At 63.9% G+C, this 19,423-nt stretch carries 17 protein-coding genes and 3 tRNA genes; 5 read left to right on the plus strand and 15 right to left on the minus strand.

Features of this window, described 5'->3' with window-relative positions; genetic code table 11:
- Window positions 1-37 precede the first annotated feature (37 nt).
- Window positions 38-1,450 carry a peptidoglycan DD-metalloendopeptidase family protein gene (locus tag CGU35_RS14685; RefSeq protein WP_181003455.1) on the minus strand — a complete coding sequence of 471 codons (1,413 nt, stop codon included), beginning with the start codon at window positions 1,448-1,450 and terminating at the stop codon, window positions 38-40.
- A gap of 267 nt (window positions 1,451-1,717) precedes the next feature.
- Between CGU35_RS14685 and CGU35_RS14690 the strand changes: the two genes are divergently transcribed.
- The 3 genes from CGU35_RS14690 to CGU35_RS14700 all read left to right on the plus strand — a co-directional run bounded on the left by CGU35_RS14690 (window position 1,718) and on the right by CGU35_RS14700 (window position 2,038).
- A tRNA-Glu gene (locus CGU35_RS14690) sits at window positions 1,718-1,790 on the plus strand.
- 20 nt (window positions 1,791-1,810) lie between these two features.
- Window positions 1,811-1,884, plus strand: a tRNA-Asp gene (locus tag CGU35_RS14695).
- Window positions 1,885-1,965: 81 nt separating this feature from the next.
- Window positions 1,966-2,038, plus strand: a tRNA-Phe gene (locus CGU35_RS14700).
- 1,755 nt (window positions 2,039-3,793) lie between these two features.
- On the opposite strand, the gene CGU35_RS14710 is transcribed toward CGU35_RS14700, so the two are convergent.
- Window positions 3,794-4,612 (minus strand): SDR family oxidoreductase, encoded by an 819-nt coding sequence (locus tag CGU35_RS14710; RefSeq protein ID WP_100812277.1) that lies wholly within the window; start codon window positions 4,610-4,612, stop codon window positions 3,794-3,796.
- 95 nt (window positions 4,613-4,707) lie between these two features.
- On the opposite strand from CGU35_RS14710, the gene CGU35_RS14715 reads away from it, so the two are divergent.
- Entirely contained in the window at window positions 4,708-5,538 is an 831-nt protein-coding gene (locus CGU35_RS14715) for an IclR family transcriptional regulator (protein WP_100812278.1), read from the plus strand.
- A gap of 29 nt (window positions 5,539-5,567) precedes the next feature.
- Here the strand turns inward: CGU35_RS14715 and CGU35_RS14720 are convergent, their stop codons facing one another.
- The 13 genes from CGU35_RS14720 to CGU35_RS14775 form a co-directional block, all read right to left on the minus strand.
- Window positions 5,568-6,272, minus strand: a complete 705-nt coding sequence (locus tag CGU35_RS14720) for an alpha/beta fold hydrolase (RefSeq protein ID WP_157814002.1) — start codon at window positions 6,270-6,272, stop codon at window positions 5,568-5,570.
- The gene (locus tag CGU35_RS18250; protein ID WP_157814003.1) at window positions 6,269-6,613 is read right to left on the minus strand and encodes a DUF4286 family protein; all 345 of its coding nucleotides are present in this window, start codon (window positions 6,611-6,613) and stop codon (window positions 6,269-6,271) included. The genes CGU35_RS14720 and CGU35_RS18250 overlap by 4 nt, the downstream gene beginning before the upstream one ends.
- Window positions 6,610-7,344 carry an alpha/beta fold hydrolase gene (locus CGU35_RS14725; protein ID WP_100812280.1) on the minus strand — a complete coding sequence of 245 codons (735 nt, stop codon included), beginning with the start codon at window positions 7,342-7,344 and terminating at the stop codon, window positions 6,610-6,612. Before CGU35_RS14725 ends, CGU35_RS18250 begins: the two co-directional genes overlap by 4 nt.
- Before the next feature lie 5 nt (window positions 7,345-7,349).
- Window positions 7,350-7,679 (minus strand): DUF4286 family protein, encoded by a 330-nt coding sequence (locus tag CGU35_RS14730; RefSeq protein WP_100812281.1) that lies wholly within the window; start codon window positions 7,677-7,679, stop codon window positions 7,350-7,352.
- 9 nt (window positions 7,680-7,688) lie between these two features.
- Window positions 7,689-8,699: a Gfo/Idh/MocA family protein gene (locus tag CGU35_RS14735; RefSeq protein WP_100812282.1), complete on the minus strand. Its 1,011-nt coding sequence runs from the start codon at window positions 8,697-8,699 to the stop codon at window positions 7,689-7,691.
- A gap of 47 nt (window positions 8,700-8,746) precedes the next feature.
- Window positions 8,747-10,006, minus strand: a complete 1,260-nt coding sequence (locus CGU35_RS14740; RefSeq protein ID WP_198517664.1) for a CaiB/BaiF CoA transferase family protein — start codon at window positions 10,004-10,006, stop codon at window positions 8,747-8,749.
- Window positions 10,003-10,467, minus strand: a complete 465-nt coding sequence (locus CGU35_RS14745) for a Zn-ribbon domain-containing OB-fold protein (RefSeq protein WP_051513868.1) — start codon at window positions 10,465-10,467, stop codon at window positions 10,003-10,005. Before CGU35_RS14745 ends, CGU35_RS14740 begins: the two co-directional genes overlap by 4 nt.
- The gene (locus CGU35_RS14750) at window positions 10,464-11,591 is read right to left on the minus strand and encodes a thiolase C-terminal domain-containing protein (RefSeq protein ID WP_036300524.1); all 1,128 of its coding nucleotides are present in this window, start codon (window positions 11,589-11,591) and stop codon (window positions 10,464-10,466) included. The genes CGU35_RS14745 and CGU35_RS14750 overlap by 4 nt, the downstream gene beginning before the upstream one ends.
- Window position 11,592: 1 nt before the next feature.
- Window positions 11,593-12,705 (minus strand): ABC transporter ATP-binding protein, encoded by a 1,113-nt coding sequence (locus tag CGU35_RS14755; protein WP_051513871.1) that lies wholly within the window; start codon window positions 12,703-12,705, stop codon window positions 11,593-11,595.
- A gap of 43 nt (window positions 12,706-12,748) precedes the next feature.
- Window positions 12,749-14,446 (minus strand): ABC transporter permease, encoded by a 1,698-nt coding sequence (locus tag CGU35_RS14760; protein WP_157814004.1) that lies wholly within the window; start codon window positions 14,444-14,446, stop codon window positions 12,749-12,751.
- 86 nt (window positions 14,447-14,532) lie between these two features.
- Window positions 14,533-15,660, minus strand: coding sequence for an ABC transporter substrate-binding protein (locus CGU35_RS14765; RefSeq protein WP_081766413.1), 1,128 nt, complete (start codon window positions 15,658-15,660; stop codon window positions 14,533-14,535).
- 46 nt (window positions 15,661-15,706) lie between these two features.
- Window positions 15,707-16,834, minus strand: coding sequence for an ABC transporter substrate-binding protein (locus CGU35_RS14770; RefSeq protein ID WP_157811199.1), 1,128 nt, complete (start codon window positions 16,832-16,834; stop codon window positions 15,707-15,709).
- Window positions 16,835-16,880: 46 nt separating this feature from the next.
- Window positions 16,881-17,846, minus strand: a complete 966-nt coding sequence (locus CGU35_RS14775; protein ID WP_157814005.1) for an ABC transporter substrate-binding protein — start codon at window positions 17,844-17,846, stop codon at window positions 16,881-16,883.
- 584 nt (window positions 17,847-18,430) lie between these two features.
- Between CGU35_RS14775 and CGU35_RS14780 the strand changes: the two genes are divergently transcribed.
- A complete protein-coding gene (locus CGU35_RS14780; RefSeq protein WP_100812284.1) occupies window positions 18,431-19,375 on the plus strand; it encodes a LysR family transcriptional regulator in 945 nt (314 codons plus the stop codon).
- The last annotated feature ends 48 nt before the right edge of the window (window positions 19,376-19,423 follow it).

The following is a 19,423-nucleotide window of genomic DNA, read 5'->3' on the forward strand; positions in this document are numbered from 1 at the left end:
CTGCCGCACGCAAGCCGACCCGGCGGAGTCTCAGGCGTCAGATCGAGATGCCCCGCGCGCGCATGAAGACCTCGGGGTTGGTGCGCCCGCCGTTGATCCACACTTCGAAGTGCAGGTGGCATCCGTAAGAGAGACCGGTCATGCCCTCGCGGCCGATGAGCTGGCCGGCGCTCACGTTCGCGCCGTAGCCGACCATGAAGCCGCCGTCTTGGATGTGCGAGTACCGCGTCACGACGCCGCCGCCGTGATCGATGTGGATCTGGTTGCCGCTCTGGCCGTTGCGCGCGGCATAGGTCACGCGGCCGCTGTACGCGGCGAAGACTCCGGCGCCGCAACCGGTCGACATGTCGGTGCCGTTGTGGAAGCCGGTGCATCCGTAGTTCGGGGTACACAGAGTCGCGCGGGAGCCGTATCGGTCGCTCGGGCGGCCGCTCGAGGGACGCGCCCAGCCCGTCGTGCCGACCTGTCCGCCGCCGCCTCCGCCACCGCCGCCTCCGCCTCCGTTGTTGGCGTTCGCTGCGGCCTCGGCGGCCAGACGCCGCGCTTCTTCTTCGGCACGCCGACGGGCCTCTTCTTCGGCCTTGCGCTTGGCTTCGACACCGGCCTGATACCCGGCGATCGTCTGCGCGGTGGTGTCCTTCAGCGCCGCGAGCTGCGCCTCGAGCTCGACGAGGTGCTGGGACTGCGCCTCCAGCGCGGCCTGGGCGGCGTCCGCGGCGGCCTGAGATTCGGCCATCTTCTGTTCGGCGACCTGCTTCAGGCGGTCGCGTTCGTCGCGGGCGACGGATGCCTGGTCGCTCAGCGACTGCGCCGAGTTCTGGGCCGTGACAGCGGTGGCGAAGGTGTCTTTGTTGCGCTCGAGCACCTTGTCCATGCGGCCGAGGCGTCCGAGTAGGTCGTCTGCTCCCGTCGCCGAGCCCGCGAAGAACAGCTCGAGCGAGGTGTCGTCGCCGCCGGTGCGGTAGAGCTGCGAGGCGACGCGGCCCGCGCGCTCCGAGGCCGCGGTCGCGGCGGCGCCCTGCGCATCGGCCTGCGCCTGCAGGTCATCGGCGATCATGACCGAGTTGAGGTACTCCTCTTCGGCCTGGAAGTACTCCATCGAACGCTGCTCGGCGATCGCCTGGGTGGCCACGACGTTGGCCTGGAGCTGGTTGATGAGGCCCTCGATGCGAGTGACCTCGCTCGCCTTCGAAGCCTCATTGCCCTTGGCGCGCTGGACGTCATCCCACGACGGGTACGTCGCGGCAAAGGCTGCGGGGAGCATCGGTCCGCCGATCGCACCGGCCGCGACCAGACCGAGAGCACCGGCGCCGAGGAGCCAGCGGCGCGACACGGACCGCTTGGCCATCGCGGCGTTCGCCTGGCGTTCAGCCGGCGTCGGGGCGCATCCGCAGTCCGGTTCCGTCTCGGAAGCGCCGCGCAAAAAGGCATCGCCGTGCAGATCTGACACGTCGCCCTCCCGCTCAGTACGTCAGTAACATCATTCACACTAACAACATCCGTCACATCCGCAACGGATTGGAGGGATGTTGTGCCGCAATCAGCCGCCTGGACCCCGCGAGCCCTCGGCCACTGCGCCAGGGCCACCCGCGCATGCTCCGACGCCCAGCATCCCCCGCTCGCGGGCTGACGCACGGCGGACGCGCCCGCGATTGGCGGTTTGGGCGTGAAATGCGTATGCTTGAGCGTCGGTAAGCCTGAGCCCTTGGGTTCTTTCGGCCCCATCGTTTAGCGGCCTAGGACGCCGCCCTTTCACGGCGGTAGCACGGGTTCGAATCCCGTTGGGGTCACTCGTACAACTAAATAGCATGGCCCTGTAGCGCAGTTGGTTAGCGTGCCGCCCTGTCACGGCGGAGGTCGCGGGTTCAAGTCCCGTCAGGGTCGCTCTAAGCGACGGGCCCTTTCTTTGAGAGGGCCTTTCGTCTAGATCGCGGCAGATTCTGCTTTTCGAAGCGGATGCCGCGAGGCTCTGTAGCTCAGTTGGTAGAGCGCACGACTGAAAATCGTGAGGTCACGGGATCGACGCCCGTCGGAGCCACTGAAACCCTCGTGAGGCTTCTACTCGCGGGGGTTTCTCTAATTCCCTGACTAGCTGGCATTTATCGCTGACCGTCCGCACCGGACACTAAGCCCTCCAGTCAATTCAGCATCCTTTTGTACCCGCACGTCTGGGCGTCATGTGCCGGGAATGTGCCGGGAAGACGACGAGAACGCATGCCGGCTCGCCCGAGGCGACGAAGGGGCCCGAAGGCGCGAATTGACCGGAGTGACTCGAGAGTGCATCCAAATATTTTTTGGGTTCGATCGTTGTCGTCGCGAAGGCACAAGCCGAGCTAGACGGGCAGCATACGGACTGGGCGTATCGGCGCTCCCCATCCGGGTAGATATCCTTGAGCACGGCGAGTCCAAAAATCCGAGGCTGGTTCTCGCCGGCCCCGTCCGGTCACAGCACCTGGCGGGGCATTTCTGTTTGAGCGGCAGTCGAACACCACCGCCCATGTCGTGAGTCCTCCCCCACCTGGTGCGGCTATCCACTGCGGAGCGCTCCGACGTAGCGCGCGCACGGGGATGACGGCTTCGCTGCGGGGCCCCCTTGCCTGGTCGTATCGCCAGGGTTATTCTCGGGGTGTCACGGAGGCTCGTGCGCAGGTCAGATTTGACTTTGGGAGTGAGCATGTCAGTGTGTGATAGCCCCCGATTCGAGTTGCGTCGTCTCACGGCGACGGAGTCGATCATCCAGGATCACTGGTTTCCGCACAACGATCCGCGATGCGCAGTGGCGTGCGTCGCGGAACTTACCGAGGTCGTGTGGTTGCGTGACCTAGTGCTTTCCTCTCGGTACACGTCGGTGGGCGAAGTACTCGACGAGGTCATGCGGACCCTCACGACGGCGGACACAATCCCGCACAGGCATCCACATCTGGGTCACGCGACGAAGTCAGATAGCTTGGCGTCCGATCCGTCTAAGTCGGCGGTCCATCCGTCGTGAGCATCGTCGGATGAAGGTTGGAGATCACTGACGCACCTGTGAAAACGCACGTACCCCCAGTGTCTTCGAGCCCAGCCAGCATGCTGCTCTCCATATTCGCCAGTTCGCGAACGATTCGAGGGATGCGCTTGAGCCGATGCGAGACAATGGACGCAGATTCGAGGGGCGTCCTAATGAAGGTCCGGAGGCCCATCAACGTCATGCCGAGTGGTCGGGGGGGGGTTTCGGTTCGATCGGGCGGAGTCGTGAAATTCTGAGCACCCGGCCACAACTGCAAGAGGAACTTGCCCCAGCAGCTCGCCAATGCAATTCAGGAAGGCGCTGACGCCGAAGGATCGCTCGTAGTCATCAAGGCCCGGCCTTCATATATTGCTGACCGCGGCCCACGCGAAGCGGCATCGAAACTCATCGTGGTGGCCGCTTCAGGGTCTCTACGCGATACCAACTGCCGCGCATCCGCCCTCATGTGCCTTCGCGATAGCAGCACACTTTCCTCTGATCGACACGAGACCTTCCCTCGATGGTGCGGATGCGACGCGCCGCTTCGTCGGTCTGGCCGGCCGTGGATTCGCAGAGTGCTCGCCCGAGGGGACACTTGGCGGACCAATCCATCTGAGCCCCAACTCTGTCACCGCCGCGCGGCTTGCGATGATAGTGGCGCGTACGCTCAACCGACGTTTGCCGACGGAGGAACCGTGGGTCGTGGTATCGCCGATCGTGGAGCAGCCGAGCTGCTGCGAAGGACACCCTCGCATTTCGATTTCGTCGGAGAGTCACGGACGTAGCGCGCGAGACCGTTGCTCGTCAGCCTTGCGCGAGTTCAGCCACGTCCTGCCATTCCTCCCACGTCTTGAGCCGCGCTGCGTAGTCCGCTTCCGCGATTGGTCGGGGAGCTGTCCCGAAAAATACTCGCAGCGGCGGCTTCTCGGCGTCGACGATTCGCATCATCGCCGCCGCGGATGCTTCGGGACTTCCAGGGACCTGCGATTGGCGTTGCTGCTGACGCCGCTGGCGAGCTCCGTCGTATGCAGCAATCGGCGTCGAGCGGCTGGCGCTTGCCCCACTCCAGTCAGTCGCGAATCCACCTGGCTCAATCAAGGTCACGTGAATGCCGAACTCGGCGACTTCCTGCGCGAGCGATTGCGAGAAGCCCTCGAGCGCCCATTTCGACGCGTGATAAATTCCGAGGTTGACGAACGCTGTGATTCCTCCGATCGAGGACACTTGGATGATGTGGCCGTACCCCTGCGCCCGCATGATCGGCACGGCCGCCTGGGTGATCCAGAGCGCGCCGAAGACATTCGTCTCGAACTGGTCTCGCGCTTCGCTCTCGGTCACCTCTTCGACCATCCCAAATTGGCCATAGCCAGCGTTGTTCACGACGACATCGAGCCCGCCGAAGTGCGACGCGGCGGAGGAGACCGCCGACAGGTCAGACTGCCGATCAGTCACATCCAGTGCAATGGGCAGGATGGTATCGCCGAACCGCTCGACGAGATCATCGAGGGTCGAGATATCTCGCACCGTGGCGGCCACCCGGTCACCTCTCTCGAGCGCTGCGATAGCCCACTGGCGGCCGAAGCCGCGAGACGCGCCAGTAATGAACCAAGTCTTCTGAGGCATACATTCAGCCTACGGCCGAGAAGGGCACGAAAACCGACGGATAGGCTGATACTGTTCCGGGCACCGCGCGGGAACCAGGGGAAAGAGTGAGTACGATGCCTCGTGAAGGCCGGTCCAAGCCTGGCGGCGAAAAGCTCCTTGACGATGACCGCTCGCTGACCGCCCCACAGAAGGTCTTCGCCGTCCTCGATGCCCTTTACCGGACACGACGACCGATGTCGCTGTCTGCGATCGGCCGATCGACCAGTCTTCCTCTTACGACCGTGCACCGCATTCTCGGGGAGCTGGTCGACTGGGGGGGCCTCGAACGCGACGAGAACGGGGTGTACCGCATCGGCCTGCACCTCTGGGAACTCGGATCGCTTGCTCCGCGCAGCACCGGGCTGGTTGATGCGGCCCTGCCGTTCCTCGAAGACCTATATGAGGCCACTCATGGAAACGTGCGACTCGGCGTAAGAGAAGGCACCGAAGCGATCTTCGTATCGCATCTCTCCGGTCATGGCTCAGTACCGCTCCGTACAAGGGCCGCAACCCGACTGCCGATGCGCACAACGGGTGCGGGGCTGGTGCTGCTCGCCCACGCCCCCGCAGATGTGTTCAACGATGTGGTCGAGAAGTCGCTGCCGCGTTTCACACCGTTCACTATCGTCGACGTCGGCTCGCTTCGTCGGATCCTTGCGGACGTGCGTCGCGACGGATACGCCATCTGCGATCGACAGATGACAAGCGAAGCGGTCTCCGTTGCGGCTCCGATCAGATCGACATCCGGAGACGTCATCGCCGCCGTCTCGGTCGCGGTCCGCGGTGAAGGTACACCGGCGGTGCGAGAACACATACCCGCCGTGTTGATGGCTGCGCGAGGCATATCGCGCGCACTTGCCGATCAACCTCCCGCATGGCTGCAAGCATCTGCGGCATCGGCCTGATTAAGCCCGAAGGCGGTCGAGTCTTACAGTCACGAATACTGTGCAACGAAGGTATGTTCGCGGATGGTCTCGGCGAAGGCGCCTGGGGCCTCGAGGTGCAGCATGTGTGCGCCAGGGAGCTCCACATAGCGTGCGCCCGGAATGCCTCTAGCGAGTGCTTGCGCGGCGGGCCGAGGAACCGAGAGGTCGGCTCGACCCGCGACGATCGTCGTGAACACGCGAATTTCGCTTAATCGTGTCCGCACATCATGCTGCGAAATTAGACGCCAGAAGTGTGCAACAACACGCGGGTCGTTGGCGAGCAGCATCCTCGCTGCCGTGTCGACAAAATCCGGGGTGTGCTCGAGAACGTCGGCGCTGAACCAGCGCTGCAGTGTTGAGGGCATCATCCCGCGCATGCCTAGTCGCTCCGTGTCGGCCGCCCGCTGGAGCATCGCGTCTGCCGGCGACAACGCAGGGGCACATGCCACCACCAGAGACCGTATTCGCTGAGGGTGCCGGAGCACGGCGTGCAGCGCCACCATCCCGCCAAGTGACAGCCCGACGACATCCAGGGGTCCGAGCTCGAGCGGAACCGCCTCGAGTACGGCATCGGCGACATCGTCGAGGCTCGGTAGCTCAGCACCGGGAGCCCCACCGTGACCGGGCAGATCGACAGCCAGCGCGTTGTCGATCGCTACACCGTCCCACGTATGCCGGTCCAGTCCGATCGGGTGGAGCAGAAGCGTCGTCACGGGCCGGCCGGCTCGCCTTGCGGAGCCGGATCGTGTAGCTCGATGTATTCGACGCGTGTGATCGTCGCCATCCGACCCACTGCCTTCGTGCGCGCGGTGCTGTTCTCGATCACGTACCGGTATTCAGAGGTCTCGAGCGCCCCGATGCCGTCGAGCTCGTAGAGAGCGACGAACTTCGGAGAGCCATCGGCCATCTGGAAGCGCCGCGCAGACAGGAACCCCGGACAGGCGAGGCGCTCAGGGATGTGCTCCTCCCAGTACCAGGCATCCAGTTCTGCGACATCCTCCGGTGCGACCTCCATCTGCACCATCAGCAGTCCCTTGACCTGAGTGTCGGTCATGCGCTCCTTCTCTCTGATTCACGTGCGCCGTTGGCCGCGCGTTGGAGGTCATCGACCCAGTCGAGATGCTCCAGTACCGTCTCGCGGAATCCCCGGGGGTTGTCGAGGTGTACCATGTGTCCGCCGGGAATGCGGCGCACGCGATGGTTGACGAACAGGGCGGCGAGGCGCTCGGCTGCACCGATCCCGACATGATCGTCCTCTCCGATGATGACCGTCACCGGATGAGTATTACCCTCCAGCGCCGCCACGAGATCGTGATCGGCCATCGCTCGCTGGACGTTCGCGAGACCGTTCCACGAGATCGTTTCGAGCACGTCACGGAGGTATCGCACGGCGTCGCCGTCATCTGCGATCGTGGACGGCCGCAGCCAACGTGCGATCAGCTCGTCGACCTGCGGGCCGGTCGCGGCGGTCGCCTCGGCTCGTTCGATCAGCGGAGACCGGTCCGACACGCCGGCCGGAGTGTTTGCGAGGACTGCCGAGCGGACTCTGTGCGGATGTCGGACCATCACATGCTGCGCGATAATACCGCCCAGCGCCACGCCGACGAGGTCGAGCCGGTCGACTCGTCCGCGGAGGGCCTCATCGGCCAGCCCGTCCAGAGTGACGACCTGCGACTCGCGGTCGCCATGCCCGGGATACACGTATGCCTGCTCCTGCGGGAAGCCAGTCAGATCGTAAGCGCGTGCATCCTGGGCCATCCCGGGGAAGAGCAGCAGCTGTTTCATCCGGACTATGCCTCCAGCCGCGGGATTTCGACGTAGACCCGACGGATGTTCGTGTTGAGCATCCGTCCGATCTCTTTCGTCCGCGGATCGGGGGGATTGATGAGCCGCTGATACTCCGGGCTGTCCAGCACCGACACATCCTCGAGGTCGTATATCGCGAGGTACTTCGGCGGGCCGCCGTCGACGATCTCGAACCGGCGCCCGCTCAGGAAACCCGGAACAGCGAGTCGCTCGGGAAGATGCTCCCGCCAGTACCACGTGTTCAACTCGTCTTCGTGCTCGGGCGCGATGTCCATTTGCACGTGCAGCAGGCCCCGACGCTTCTCTTCTGTCACGGTCTTCTCCTATTCCTGTGTTGCGGATCCCGGTGTCGTCGGAAGAATCGCACCGGCCTTCTCGTAGATTCGATCTAGCAGACGCATCGCACGTGCCGCGTCGCTGAGGTCGAACGCAGGCTTGTCTCCCCGCAAAACCCGCTCGATGGCATCGTTCACGAAGAACGGGTAGGTCTTCATGTTCATGGTGCTGACCGCCCACGTCTCGATGCCCCCCTCTGGCGTGGTCACCTGCACTTCGGTGGGGGTACGAGCGACGTAATACGAGGCGGCCGTCCGCACCGAGAAGTGCATATCCATGTACTCGTCCGGCGAGGTGTAGCGGTAGCCGGTCTGGATCGTCGCAAGACTCGTGCCGACCTTGAGGATCACCGACGCGAAATCCTCGATGGAGAGGTCCCAGGCCGTGTTCGAGATCGCGGCGCCCACTACCTCGACCGGCTCGTCCGGCACCAGGTAGGGGATGAGGTCGAGAAAGTGGATGCCCAGATTGATAAGCGCTCCGCCTCCGGAACGGGCGCGGTCTAGCACCCAGCTCGACGCTATCCGTTCGTACTGCTGCGGCGGCCGCCCGATCATGGTGAACGAGAGATGGTCGAAGCGCTCGCCGGCCGAGTGTTCCCGCATCCGGGTGACCCATCCGTTCTGACGGAAAACGAACGGTACGGCCGCGAACGCGTCGCGCTCGGCGGCGAGTTCCGCGATGTGTGAGACCTGCGCGCCGTTCAGTCCCGCCGGCTTCTCGATGATGAATGGGATGCCGCGTTCGATGAGAAACTCGGCCGTCGCCGCCATCTCGGCATGGATACCGAGCACGAGCGCGAAGTCCGGCTTGGTCTGCTCAACGAGTTCGCGGTAGTCCGCGAGGGCGATCGTCCCGAGTCGTTCGGCGACCTTCTGCGCACCGGCGAGATCGGGGTCGGAGACGCCTACATAAGAGAGGTCATCGCGTTTCTGCATCGGCTCCAGGAAGAGCGGCAGATGCCAGTGGGTTACGCCGATCAGGACTGTGCGAAGCATGTCGAGTTCTTTCCCTTGTGAACTGTTATCGGATGTCCGCCGATGGATCAGGCATAGGCCGCGGCTGACCCTTCGTGGGGTGCAGCGAGGGTGATCGCGCCGCCGGACGAGAGCTTCCGGAGCTGATCATCCGTCAGGCCCGCTACGTCTCGCAGCACCGACTCGGTGTCTTCGCCGAGTCGGGGCGGGGCGATATGACGGGTGCGGCCTCCGTGGGTCTTGATCGGGTTGCCGACGGCACGGATGCTGTCCCCGCGGCCTTCGAGTTGCAACACCATGTCGCTCTGGACCACCTGGGGGTCGGCGAGGGCGGCATCGACGGTGTTCACCGGCGCCGACGGTACACCGTTTGCCGCAAGCCTCGCCAGAGCCTCGGCGGCATCCAGCTCGCCAACGGCCGCCTCGAGCGCCGCATCGAGTTCGTCGCGATGCTCCCTGCGAAGGTCATTGTCGAGGAACCGTTCATCGGCGACTAGGTCTTCGCGCTCGAAAGCACGCGCGAGACCCTGCCAGAACGGCTGCGTGTTCGCGGCCACGACGATGTCTTTGCCGTCTCGGCAAGTGAACGCCCGGTAGGTGGGGATGCTCATGTGCCCGCGACCCTGACGACCAGCGACGTCGCCTGAGGCGAGGTAGTAGCTCGCGACGTACGAGAGCATTGACACCTGTGCGTCGAGCATCGAGACGTCGATGCGCATGCCAATGCCCGTCCTGCCCACCTCGAGCAGGCCGGCGAGCGTGCCGACTGCACCGTACATGCCGGCGCAGATGTCTCCGATCGGCAGCCCGGAGCGCACCGACTTGCCGCTTTCCTCACCCGTGAGCGACATGCCGCCGGCGAGCGCCTGGACGACGATGTCGAACGCGGGCAATGCCCGGTAGGGGCCATCCGGTCCGAAGCCGGTGATCGAGCACAGCACCATCCGCGGATTGACCCGCAGAAGCGCGTCGAAGTCGATTCCGAGCTTGGCCAGCGTACCCGGGCGGAAGTTCTCGATGACGACGTCAGCACGCATGGCCAACGCAAGAAGCGCGTCGGCGCCGCCTGGCGCCTTTAGATCGAGGACGACGCTCTCCTTGTTGCGATTCGCGCTGAGGTAGTACGCGCTGTCACCGTCTTCGAAGTACGGACCGATGCGCCGTGTCGGGTCGCCTGTGGGCGGCTCGACCTTGATGACACGTGCGCCGAGATCGCTAAGGATCTGACTCCCGAATGGACCTGAGAGGTGCTGGGTGAGGTCAAGGATGGTGACGTGTTCCAGCGGCCCCTTGCGTGTCGAGCTCACCTGCCTCGCGTGGTCGGTCATGGCTGCTCCTCCAGCTGTACGGCAGCGAGGGCCGATTCTTCCTCGCTTGGAATCCATCGGACGAGAACGACGTCGTCTTCGGTGCGTTCAAACGCTGCTCGCACCTGGTCGCCGATCTTCACCTCGCCATCGGCATCGGCGTCACCGGTCGAGGTCACCACGGCTCCGTACATGCGGATGCCTTCGGGAAGTTCGAGGAGCGCGACCGTATAGGGCACAGCCGTGAATGCCGGGTGCATCGAGCGGTGATAGACGGCATAGCTCCACACCTCGGCGGTGCCCGCGAGCTGCGTCCACGTGGCGGCGGTACTGACGCACTCTGGGCACAACTCACTGGGCGGCCAGCGGAACACACTGCAGGAGCTGCATCGTTGCGCCGTCAGCCGTCTCTCGTGGGTCGCGGCCCAGAACGGGGCGGTGAGCACGTTGTGCGTGTCAGGAAGCAGTCCTTGGTACGTCATGATCTCGTCGTCAGAATTGACGCCGCCCCCTTAAGAAAGTCGTGAGATGAACAATCGAGGGTGACCTCGATCCCCTCTATCTGGCGCTCCCCTGCTTCACCGCGCAGCTGGCGGACGGCCTCACAAAGGTGGAGCCATCCCCACATGTAGCTCTCGGAGAGTTGGCCGCCGTTCGTGTTGACCGGCAGGGAACCGCCCGGTCGGGTGTGACCTTCGGCGAGGAAGCGGCCTCCCTCGCCGACCGGTGCGAAGCCGTACCACTCGAGCATCTGGAGCACCCATACGGATGTCGCATCCTGGATGTAGAGGGCATCGATGTCTTCGGGGCGGTACCCGCTGCTGGCCCAGAGATCACGAGCGAGTTCGCCGAGCCAGGGGCGCATCAGACTGTCGCGATCGTGGTCAGCCCGGAAGGCGGTGCGCTCGGCCATGCCGTCGATCATGACGGGCTGCTTTGGAAGATCCTTCGCGCGCTGCTTCGAGGTCACCACGAGAGCGGCCCCCCCATCCGAGATCATCGTGAGGTCGGCACGGCGCAGCGGCGCTACGAGCGGATCGCTCGAGAGATAGTCGTCAATCGTGAGCGGAGTACGGAAGATGGCCAACGGATTCTTCTGCGCCCACTCACGCTGGCCGACCGCCACCCAGCCCAACTGTTCCTCAGTTGTGCCATACAGCTCCTGGTGGCGCCGGAATGCGAGCGCCGCCGGTCCGGCGACATGCACAACTCCGGCGAGCGCCGCCATTTCGGCACCGCCCCCGACCGAGATGCCGAATCCCGAGCGCATCGAGCGCTGGTTCGTGCCGTATGCAAGCACGATTGTCTCGGCCATACCCGCCTCGATCGCCATCACCGCGAGATGAAGCGAGAAGTTGCCCGTGCCGTAATCGAGGGTCGCGCCAAACCTCGGGTTCACTCCGAGCAGGTGCCCGATTTGTTCGTCGATGCCGAAACGGTCATGCAGATTCCGGCAGGTTATGAGCCCATCGACATCTGCCTTCGTGAGTCCGGCGTCCACGAGCGCGAGTTCGATCGCCTCGATGGCGATTTCGTTCGCTGTCCGACCGGGAAGCTCGCCCTGTTTCGTCGTTCCTACGCCGACGATCGCGACCTGCGCTCGCATGCTAGGCCTCGGTGTGCGGCACGAAGTGCACGTCGGAAGCGCGGATGCCGATGGTGACCGTGTCGCCGACAACGATCGGCGTCGCCGACGGAAGCTCACCACGGACCTTCGAGTCGCCGACCGAGTACAGCACGTCGAGGTGACGACCGAGGTATGAGACTCGCTCGACCTTCGCCGGCCATACGTTCTCTGCCGACTCCGCCGCGCTCCCGGCGAGCAGGCTCTCGGCGCGGAAGACCGCGGAGGCGGACTCGTGAACATCGTTGGCGGCGGTCTCGGCGGCAAGGACGGGCGTGGCGATGCCCGGGACGGTCAACCGCTCACGGGCGCCATCGAGTCGGCCGGGAAGGATGTTCGCATGACCAACGAAGTTCGCGGCGAACTCAGTGCGCGGCCGGGAGTAGATCTCGCGCGGCGCATCGGATTGCTCAACCAGACCGTCGTTGAGCAGCACGACCCGGTCGGACATCGACATAGCTTCGGTCTGGTCGTGCGTGACGTAGACCGCGGTGATCCCGACGGCACGCTGCAGCGCGAGGATCTCGAACCTCATCTGCTCGCGTAGTCCCGCATCGAGGTTCGACAACGGCTCATCAAAGAGGAGGACCTTCGGACGGGTGACGATCGCGCGGGCGAGCGCAACACGCTGCTGCTGACCACCGGAGAGCTCAGTGCCGTACCGTTTCGCGAACTTGCCGAGCCCGATGAGGTCGAGAACCTCGTCGACGCGGGTCTTGATCTCGTCCTTTTGCAGGCCCTTGAGGCCGTAGCCGACATTCTTCTCGACAGTCATGTGCGGCCACACAGCGTACGACTGGAACACCATGTTGATGCCACGTTTCTCGGGCTGCACGTGCTTTCCGGGACCTGCCACAACCGTGTCGTCGATCGTGATCGTGCCTGCGGAGGCGGGTTCGAGGCCTGCGATACAGCGCAGGGTCGTTGACTTGCCGCATCCGGAAGGGCCGAGGAGCGTGAGGAACTCTCCCGGCAGGATGTCGAATGAGATGCCCTTCACCGCCTCGACGTTGCCGTAGTGGATGCGCAGATCTCGGACGCTCAGCGACGCACCGACGCGCTCCTGCGTCGCGGTCGTCGTCCTGTCAATCGTCATAGACATTGGGTTTCCATCTCTGCGTGGGTACTGATTCGGATGTTCACAGTTGGGAGGAGGTGAGTCGGACGCGGAAGACATATCTCGCCAGGATCAATCCGGCAAGCATCACGAGCGACATCAACAGGCCGACTACTGCGGCCTGATTGAGCGAGCCGTTCTCGACGTAGTTCCAGGCGAGCACGGACAGTGGCTGGGAGCGGGGACCGGCTACGATCACCGCCTCGTTCACCTCCCGCGACGAGAAGATGAACAGGAGCACCCATGCCGACATCAGTGACGGGGCAACGAGCGGCATGGTGACCGTGGTAATCGCGCGGAACTTGCTCGCGCCGGACATGCGCGCGGCTTCTTCCAGGGACCCATCGACTTGCATCAAGCCGGTGGCTGCGAATCGAGTCGCCTGCGGCATATACGTGGCGACCAGGGTAATTATCAGCAGCGCCAGCGTCGCATACAGCGGCGTGCGCACATAGAGCCAAATGATGCCTGTTGCGAACACGATTCCCGGAACCGCCATTGGGAAGTTCGAGATGTAGTCGATGATCGTGGCGATGCGTCCGCGTTCGCGCACGGTGATATAGGCGACACCAAGGCCGATCAGCACTGCCACAGTGGGTGCGAGCAGTGCGATCCACACGGTATTGAGCAAGGCGCTGGTCACATCCGGGGAGGTGACGACCGTCCAGAGACTGTCGAGCGAGAACTGCATCTTGCGGAAGTCTGTGATCGTGTAGGGCGACAACGAAATGAGGATGATCGCCGCGTACGGCAGCACCGCCGCCAGGAATCCGTAGAGCGCGACGAGGATCGTGACTGGCCAGCGTGCCCAGCCCAGCTTCACGACGCGCGGACGCGTGGCCTTTCCACCGACCGTGACGAACCGGGCGCTGTTGCGAATAGAGCGGCGATAGAAGTAGATGCCGGCCAGGGTGAACCAGAAGATAAGCGTACCGATCGCGGCTGCCGCGGGCGGATCAGATGGAAAGACCGTCATCTTGCGGTAGACCTGCACGGCGAGCGGTGAGAAGCCCGTGTCAAGGCCGAGGGCGGCGGGGATCGCGAAGATCCCGGTCGCGAAGACAGCGATCATGAAGAACGCGGCCGTCAGTGAGGGGCGGACGATCGGGAGTGTGACCTTCATCGCAGTCGCGACGATGCCGCGGCCGTTCATGTAAGACGCCTCTTCGAGACCCGGATCCATGTTCTTCAGCGACGCCGAGATGAGCATGTAGGTGTAGGGCAGGAAGTACAGCAGCATCACGAAGATCACGCCCGGCACTGTGCCGATGTCGATGAATGTCGCGTCGGTGCCGAAGATCCAGCGCAGGTTCACGTTGATGATGCCCGAGCGCGGCGCGCCGAGCATGTTCCAGGCGACTGCGCCGATGAAGGGCGAGATGAACAACGGAACGATCACGCCGAGTTCGAGAACTGCTCGAAGCCGCACGTCGGTGCGCGCGAGTATCCAGGCCGCCAACGCACCGAAGACCACCGCCAGTACTGCGACGCTGAGCGCCATCAGGAGTGTGCCGATGAGAGAGCCGAGGTACGCCGTGGTCCCGTAGACCTCCATGATCGCCCGAAGCGAGAACGTGGTGCCGGGAAGGCCGGGCGCCGCGCTTTGGAAGGCGCCGAAAAACACCATCGCTACGGGCACGAGGATCAGGCCGCCGAGCAGGATCAGGATGACGACCGCGAACGGGCTCGGCCCGCGCTTAGTCGCTTTCCGACGCGTCACCGCCTCCGCTGTAGTCTTCCTCGTCGGCGGGTCGGGATCCCCGTTTCGTCCGCTGCTGGTGGCCGGGGCGGGGGCATTGATGGTCGTCATCCGGTGTATCCAAACATTTCATTCCAGCGATCGAAGTAGTCGCCATCTGCACTGATCGCCGCGAGGAACTCGGGATCGGTGCCGAAGTCGAACCAGGTGTCGTCGCCCGCCGGCTGGTACCAGTCCAGGTCGGTGAACTCACGTCCGTCAGTCGCCTCGGCATTGATCGGGGCGGTTTGCGACAGCTTCGACCAGAGCGAGTTCGCGTCGGGCTCTGCGGCCCACTCGAGGAACAGCCGCGCGGCGTTCGGGTGCGGGGCGTCTGCGACGATTCCGGTGAGTGCGCTCGATCCGGTCGCTGGCGTCGCGTAGGCGAACTGCAGCGGAGCGCCGTTCTGGACGATCTGAGCTGCCGGGATCGAGTCGACGATCGGGAAGGCGAAGTCGATCTCGCCCTGGATGACGTTCTGCACCAGCGTGAGGTTGTCCGCGATCATCGCTGTGTTGTCGGCGATGTCCTCAAGGCCGTCCCAACCCACATCGGCGGCGGCGGCGCCGTCGCTGTAGAGGTACCAGAACGCCCCGACACCTTGGGACACCTGCGGCTGAACGACGCCAACCCGACCGGCGAACCGTGGGTCAGTCATGGCCTTGACGGGGTCCTTCAAGATCAACTCGACCTCGTCCTCAGTCACGTTGTCGGGATTGTAGGTGACGGTTTGCTGGGTAGAGCTCTGCAGGGCCCAGTAGTAGCCCGGGTCGCCGAGATCTTTCGACAGGAGGTCGCTGTTCTGGGGCGTGTACTGCGCGATCCAACCGTTCTCCCGCGCATCCGCCATCGTGGCTGCGTCAACCACGCCGAACACATCGGCGATCGCCTGCCCGGCCGACTGCTCTTGCGCGAACTGCTGATAGAGCGGTGCAGCGGTGTTACGCAGAATCGTCACCGGGATGCCGTACTCCTTGGTGAAGCCGTCACTCCAACCCCGCAGAACCGACTCGGTCGAGTCCGCGTACAAAGTAAGACTGCCCTCGGCCTGTGCTGCCGCCGTTAGCGCCTCGAGGTTGAAGGCGCTCCCACTCTCGGTAGGTGCTGTGACCGTTGTGGGCACGGCCGACGAACACGCAGCCAGGCCTGTCGCTGCGACTATGAGCAGCGTTGCGTACACGCCTTTCGTGCGCATCACAGCTCCGTTCCGATGTTCATCGCGTGTTCGCCGACCGTCACATTCATCCGGAGTATCCGAAGGTCTCGTTCCACTTCGGGAAGTAGGAGCCGTCGGCCTTCATCGCCGTCAGGAACGCTTCGTCGCTGCCGAAGTCGAACCACGTGTCATCTCCGGCCGGCGCATACCATGCCTCATTCACGATCTTGCGAGAATCAGTCGCTTTCACGTTGGTCGGAGCGGACTGCGAGATCGTCGAGTAGAACGCGTTCGTCTCGGGGAGAGCAGCCCACTCCAAGAACAGACGTGCTGCGTTCGGGTGGGGCGCATTCTGCACGACGGCCACACCATCGGTCTGACCGATGGTCGGTGTCGCATAGACGTACTCGAGCGGGGCACCGTTGTTGGCGATCTGCGACGAGATGAAGGAGTCGACCATCGGCACCGCGATATCGATCTCGCCCTGAATCATGTTCTGGCCCAGGGTCAGGGTGTCGGAGATCATGCCGACGTTCTTGGCGATGCCCTCCATACCATCCCAGCCGAAACCCTTCGCTGCACCGTCCGTGTACAGGTACCAGAACGCCTGGACGCCCGAGGAGATCTGCGGGTTGACGACACCGACGCGGCCCGCGAAGATCGGGTCGGTCAGCGCGTCAAGTCCCTTCTCCTGAATGAGTTCGATCTCATCGTCTGAAAGGCTGTCGGCGTTGTACGCGATCGTCTGGGCGTTGCCGTTCTGGACCGGATAGTAGTACCCCGCCCGGCTCTCGGACTCGGGATACTGATCCGCATACTGAGGTGTGTACTCCGCGATCCAGCCATTCTCGATGCCCTGGTCCAGTGCAACATGGTCGACGATACTGATGACGTCGGCCTGTTGCTGCCCAGCCGATGCTTCCTGGGCGAACTGCTGAAACAGCGGGCCTGGAGTGTTGCGCACGATGAACACCTGGATGCCGTACTCCTCGGTGAACTTGTCGGCCCACCCTCGGAGGCTGGCCTCGGAGGCATCACCGTAGATCGTGAGGCTGCCCTCGGCCTTGGCCGCTGCCGTCAGGGTCGCCAAATCGAACGCGTCGCCCGACGATGAGCTCACCGGTGTTGCAGGCCCCGACGAGCATGCCGCGAGGCCGATCGCGGCCGCGGTGAGGATCGCTGCGCATAGGACCCTACGTGTTCTGGTACTCATCAATGTTCCTTCGCTTCGGTCGTGGTCATGGTGTGGTCGCGTGTGCTCATCCTGAGTAGCCGAACGTCTCGTTCCACTTCGGGAAGTACCAGCCATCGGCTGTCATGGCCTCGAGGAATTCGGGATCCGAACCGAAGTCGCTCCAGACGTCGTCCGTCTTCGGCGAGAACCAGGGCTCGTCGAGGTAGGTACGAGGGTCCTCGACGTCGCTGCGCATCGGGGCGTTGTTCGCACCCACCGCCCACGCGCTGACACCGTCGGCGGAGGCGGCCCATTCAGAGAACAGCCGCGCGGCGTTCGGGTGGGGCGCGTTCTCGACGACCGCAAGAGCGGACATGACCGCGACAGTCGGGTCTGGGTAGACGAAGCCGAGCGGGGCGCCGCTGCCGGTAATCAGCGAGATCACGTAGCTGTCGGCGAGCGGCAGCCCGAAGTCGACTTCACCTTGGATGACGTTCTGCGCGATCGTCACGGTATCCGAGATGGCGCCAGTATTGGCCGCGATGCCGCCCAGACCATCCCAGCCGAAGTCTTCGGCCGCAGGACCATCCGAGTAGAGGTACCAGTACGCCTGCAGCTGCTGGCCAGCCTGAGGGGCGACCACGCCGACACGATCGGTGAGGCCCTTGCTCTCGAGGAAGCCCATCGGGTCGGCCTGGAGCTTTTCGACCTCTTCAGGCGTGACCTTGTCTGTGTTGTATGCGATGACCGGCGAGGTGACGCTCTGGACGGCGTAGTAGTAGCCCGCGCGTGCGTATTCCGCCGGAAGGGCGTCCGCCTCCTGGGGTGTGTACTCGGCGATCCAGCCATTGTCGACCGCCTGGTCGAGAGCCGAGTGATCGAGAATGCTGAGGACGTCAGCCTGGGCTTGCCCAGCCGATTCCTCCTGCGCGAACTGCTGGAAAAGCGGCCCGGTTGCGTTGCGAACGATCGTCACAGGGATGCCGTACTCCTGTGTGAAGGCATCCGTCCAGGCCTTCATACTCGCATCCGACGAATCGCCGTAAAGCATGAGCGAACCTTCAGCCTTCGCCGCCGTAACTAGCGCATCTAGATCGAACGCTCCGTTGGTCGCCGACGGCGTAACCGCTGGCGAGCTCGATGCGCAGCCGGCGAGGCCGAGGGCTGTTACGGCGAGGATCGCTCCGGAGAGGATCCCAAACTGCTTGACTCTCATCAAAGCTCCTTTGCTTGGGTGGCATGTAGTCGAGTAACGGTCGTGTGCATCGGTGCACGACCAAGCCGCTGCCAGGAATTGCGGGCGATTATGCAGATCCCGCAGCGACCATTATGTGTAATCGCATTTTGGCCGGGTCGCTGTTTTCCGCCTGACGGTAAACCTCGTGCGAGAATCGCGTTCGGCATGTGCGGCACGTTCACGCCACTTGATGTAAAACCGCAGGAATTCAGGGCTCGTAGTGATCGATGCTCCGCTCACGCGGCACAAACTCGACCGCTGCGAGCATGGATCGATGTGCGTTGGTGCACATAGAGTGGGATGCCATCAGCCACCACCGCTCCTTCGTTCGTCAGACGCTGTGCGAAATTCGATCGGCGACCACGCACGAAGACGTGTGACAAGGAGTGTCACCACACATGACCCGGAGCAATCCCGATCACACCGCGACCGCGCAACGATCCACCGGTGAGGTATCGACCGACGACCTGCGCATGCTGCTTGCGCTCGCCCGCACCGGGAAACTCGTCACCGCCGCGACGTTGCTTGGCATCGACCACACGACCGTGCGTCGCCGACTCAACCGCTTGGAGGCAGCGCTCGGCGCAACCATGGTCGAGCACGGCGCAGACGGATGGGCTTTAACCGACCTCGGCCGCGTCGTCGTGGAACGCTCGGCCTCGCTGGAGCAGATCGTCCAAAGCGTTCGGGATGCGGTAGCGGGCGAGGAAGGCACCGTCAGAGGGACCGTCCGGGTTTCTGCGCCGGATGGCTTCGGAGTCGTCTTCGCCACTGAAGCGATCACCGAAGTTGTCGCGCGATATCCCGGCATTTCGATCGAGCTGGTCACTTCCACTCGTCCGCTGACCTCGCGAGCGTCCGGCTTCGACCTCGCCGTGAGCATCGGGGAACCCCGCCAAGGTTGGCTCACGTCAGAGTTTCTCACCAGCTACGCGCTCGGACTTTACGCGAGCCGTCGATATCTGGCGCAGGCATCCGCCATTGAATCGATGGAGGATCTCGCCGATCATCGTCTCGTCTTCTATGTGGATTCGCATCTGAACGTCGCTGAGCTCGATCTCGCCCGCGGCTTCGCCGGCATGCGAGTGGGGATGGGTTGCACGAGCGTGTCGGCACAAGTGTCAGCCACACAGCACGGGGCAGGGATCGGCCTTCTCCCCTGCTACATGGCGGAAGGCGAGCCCGACCTCGTCCGCGTCCTGCCCGATCAAGTGCGGTTCCTTCTGGCCTACTCGCTAAGCATGCGCCGAGACAGCCCCGCGCCCGAGGCCGTCAACCTTATCCGGGCGGCGCTGCGGCGAGTGGTCGTCGCTCGTCAGGACTCTCTCGTCCCGTCGACCTGACCCGGTCGCGATACCTTTACGAACGATCGAATCTGCAATTTCGCAGAT

This window comes from Microbacterium sp. BR1, from assembly GCF_002812725.1.
Lineage (GTDB): Bacteria > Actinomycetota > Actinomycetes > Actinomycetales > Microbacteriaceae > Microbacterium.

What these genes read in the sequence shown, in the direction of transcription:
- CGU35_RS14710 (WP_100812277.1), bottom strand. Translation starts at nt 4,612, where the DNA reads ATGCCTCAGAAGACTTGGTTCATTACTGGCGCGTCTCGCGGCTTCGGC.
- CGU35_RS14715 (WP_100812278.1), top strand. Translation starts at nt 4,708, where the DNA reads ATGCCTCGTGAAGGCCGGTCCAAGCCTGGCGGCGAAAAGCTCCTTGAC.
- CGU35_RS18250 (WP_157814003.1), bottom strand. Translation starts at nt 6,613, where the DNA reads ATGACCGACACTCAGGTCAAGGGACTGCTGATGGTGCAGATGGAGGTC.
- CGU35_RS14725 (WP_100812280.1), bottom strand. Translation starts at nt 7,344, where the DNA reads ATGAAACAGCTGCTGCTCTTCCCCGGGATGGCCCAGGATGCACGCGCT.
- CGU35_RS14735 (WP_100812282.1), bottom strand. Translation starts at nt 8,699, where the DNA reads ATGCTTCGCACAGTCCTGATCGGCGTAACCCACTGGCATCTGCCGCTC.
- CGU35_RS14740 (WP_198517664.1), bottom strand. Translation starts at nt 10,006, where the DNA reads ATGACCGACCACGCGAGGCAGGTGAGCTCGACACGCAAGGGGCCGCTG.
- CGU35_RS14745 (WP_051513868.1), bottom strand. Translation starts at nt 10,467, where the DNA reads ATGACGTACCAAGGACTGCTTCCTGACACGCACAACGTGCTCACCGCC.
- CGU35_RS14750 (WP_036300524.1), bottom strand. Translation starts at nt 11,591, where the DNA reads ATGCGAGCGCAGGTCGCGATCGTCGGCGTAGGAACGACGAAACAGGGC.
- CGU35_RS14755 (WP_051513871.1), bottom strand. Translation starts at nt 12,705, where the DNA reads ATGACGATTGACAGGACGACGACCGCGACGCAGGAGCGCGTCGGTGCG.
- CGU35_RS14765 (WP_081766413.1), bottom strand. Translation starts at nt 15,660, where the DNA reads ATGCGCACGAAAGGCGTGTACGCAACGCTGCTCATAGTCGCAGCGACA.
- CGU35_RS14770 (WP_157811199.1), bottom strand. Translation starts at nt 16,834, where the DNA reads ATGAGTACCAGAACACGTAGGGTCCTATGCGCAGCGATCCTCACCGCG.
- CGU35_RS14775 (WP_157814005.1), bottom strand. Translation starts at nt 17,846, where the DNA reads ATGCTTTACGGCGATTCGTCGGATGCGAGTATGAAGGCCTGGACGGAT.
- CGU35_RS14780 (WP_100812284.1), top strand. Translation starts at nt 18,431, where the DNA reads ATGACCCGGAGCAATCCCGATCACACCGCGACCGCGCAACGATCCACC.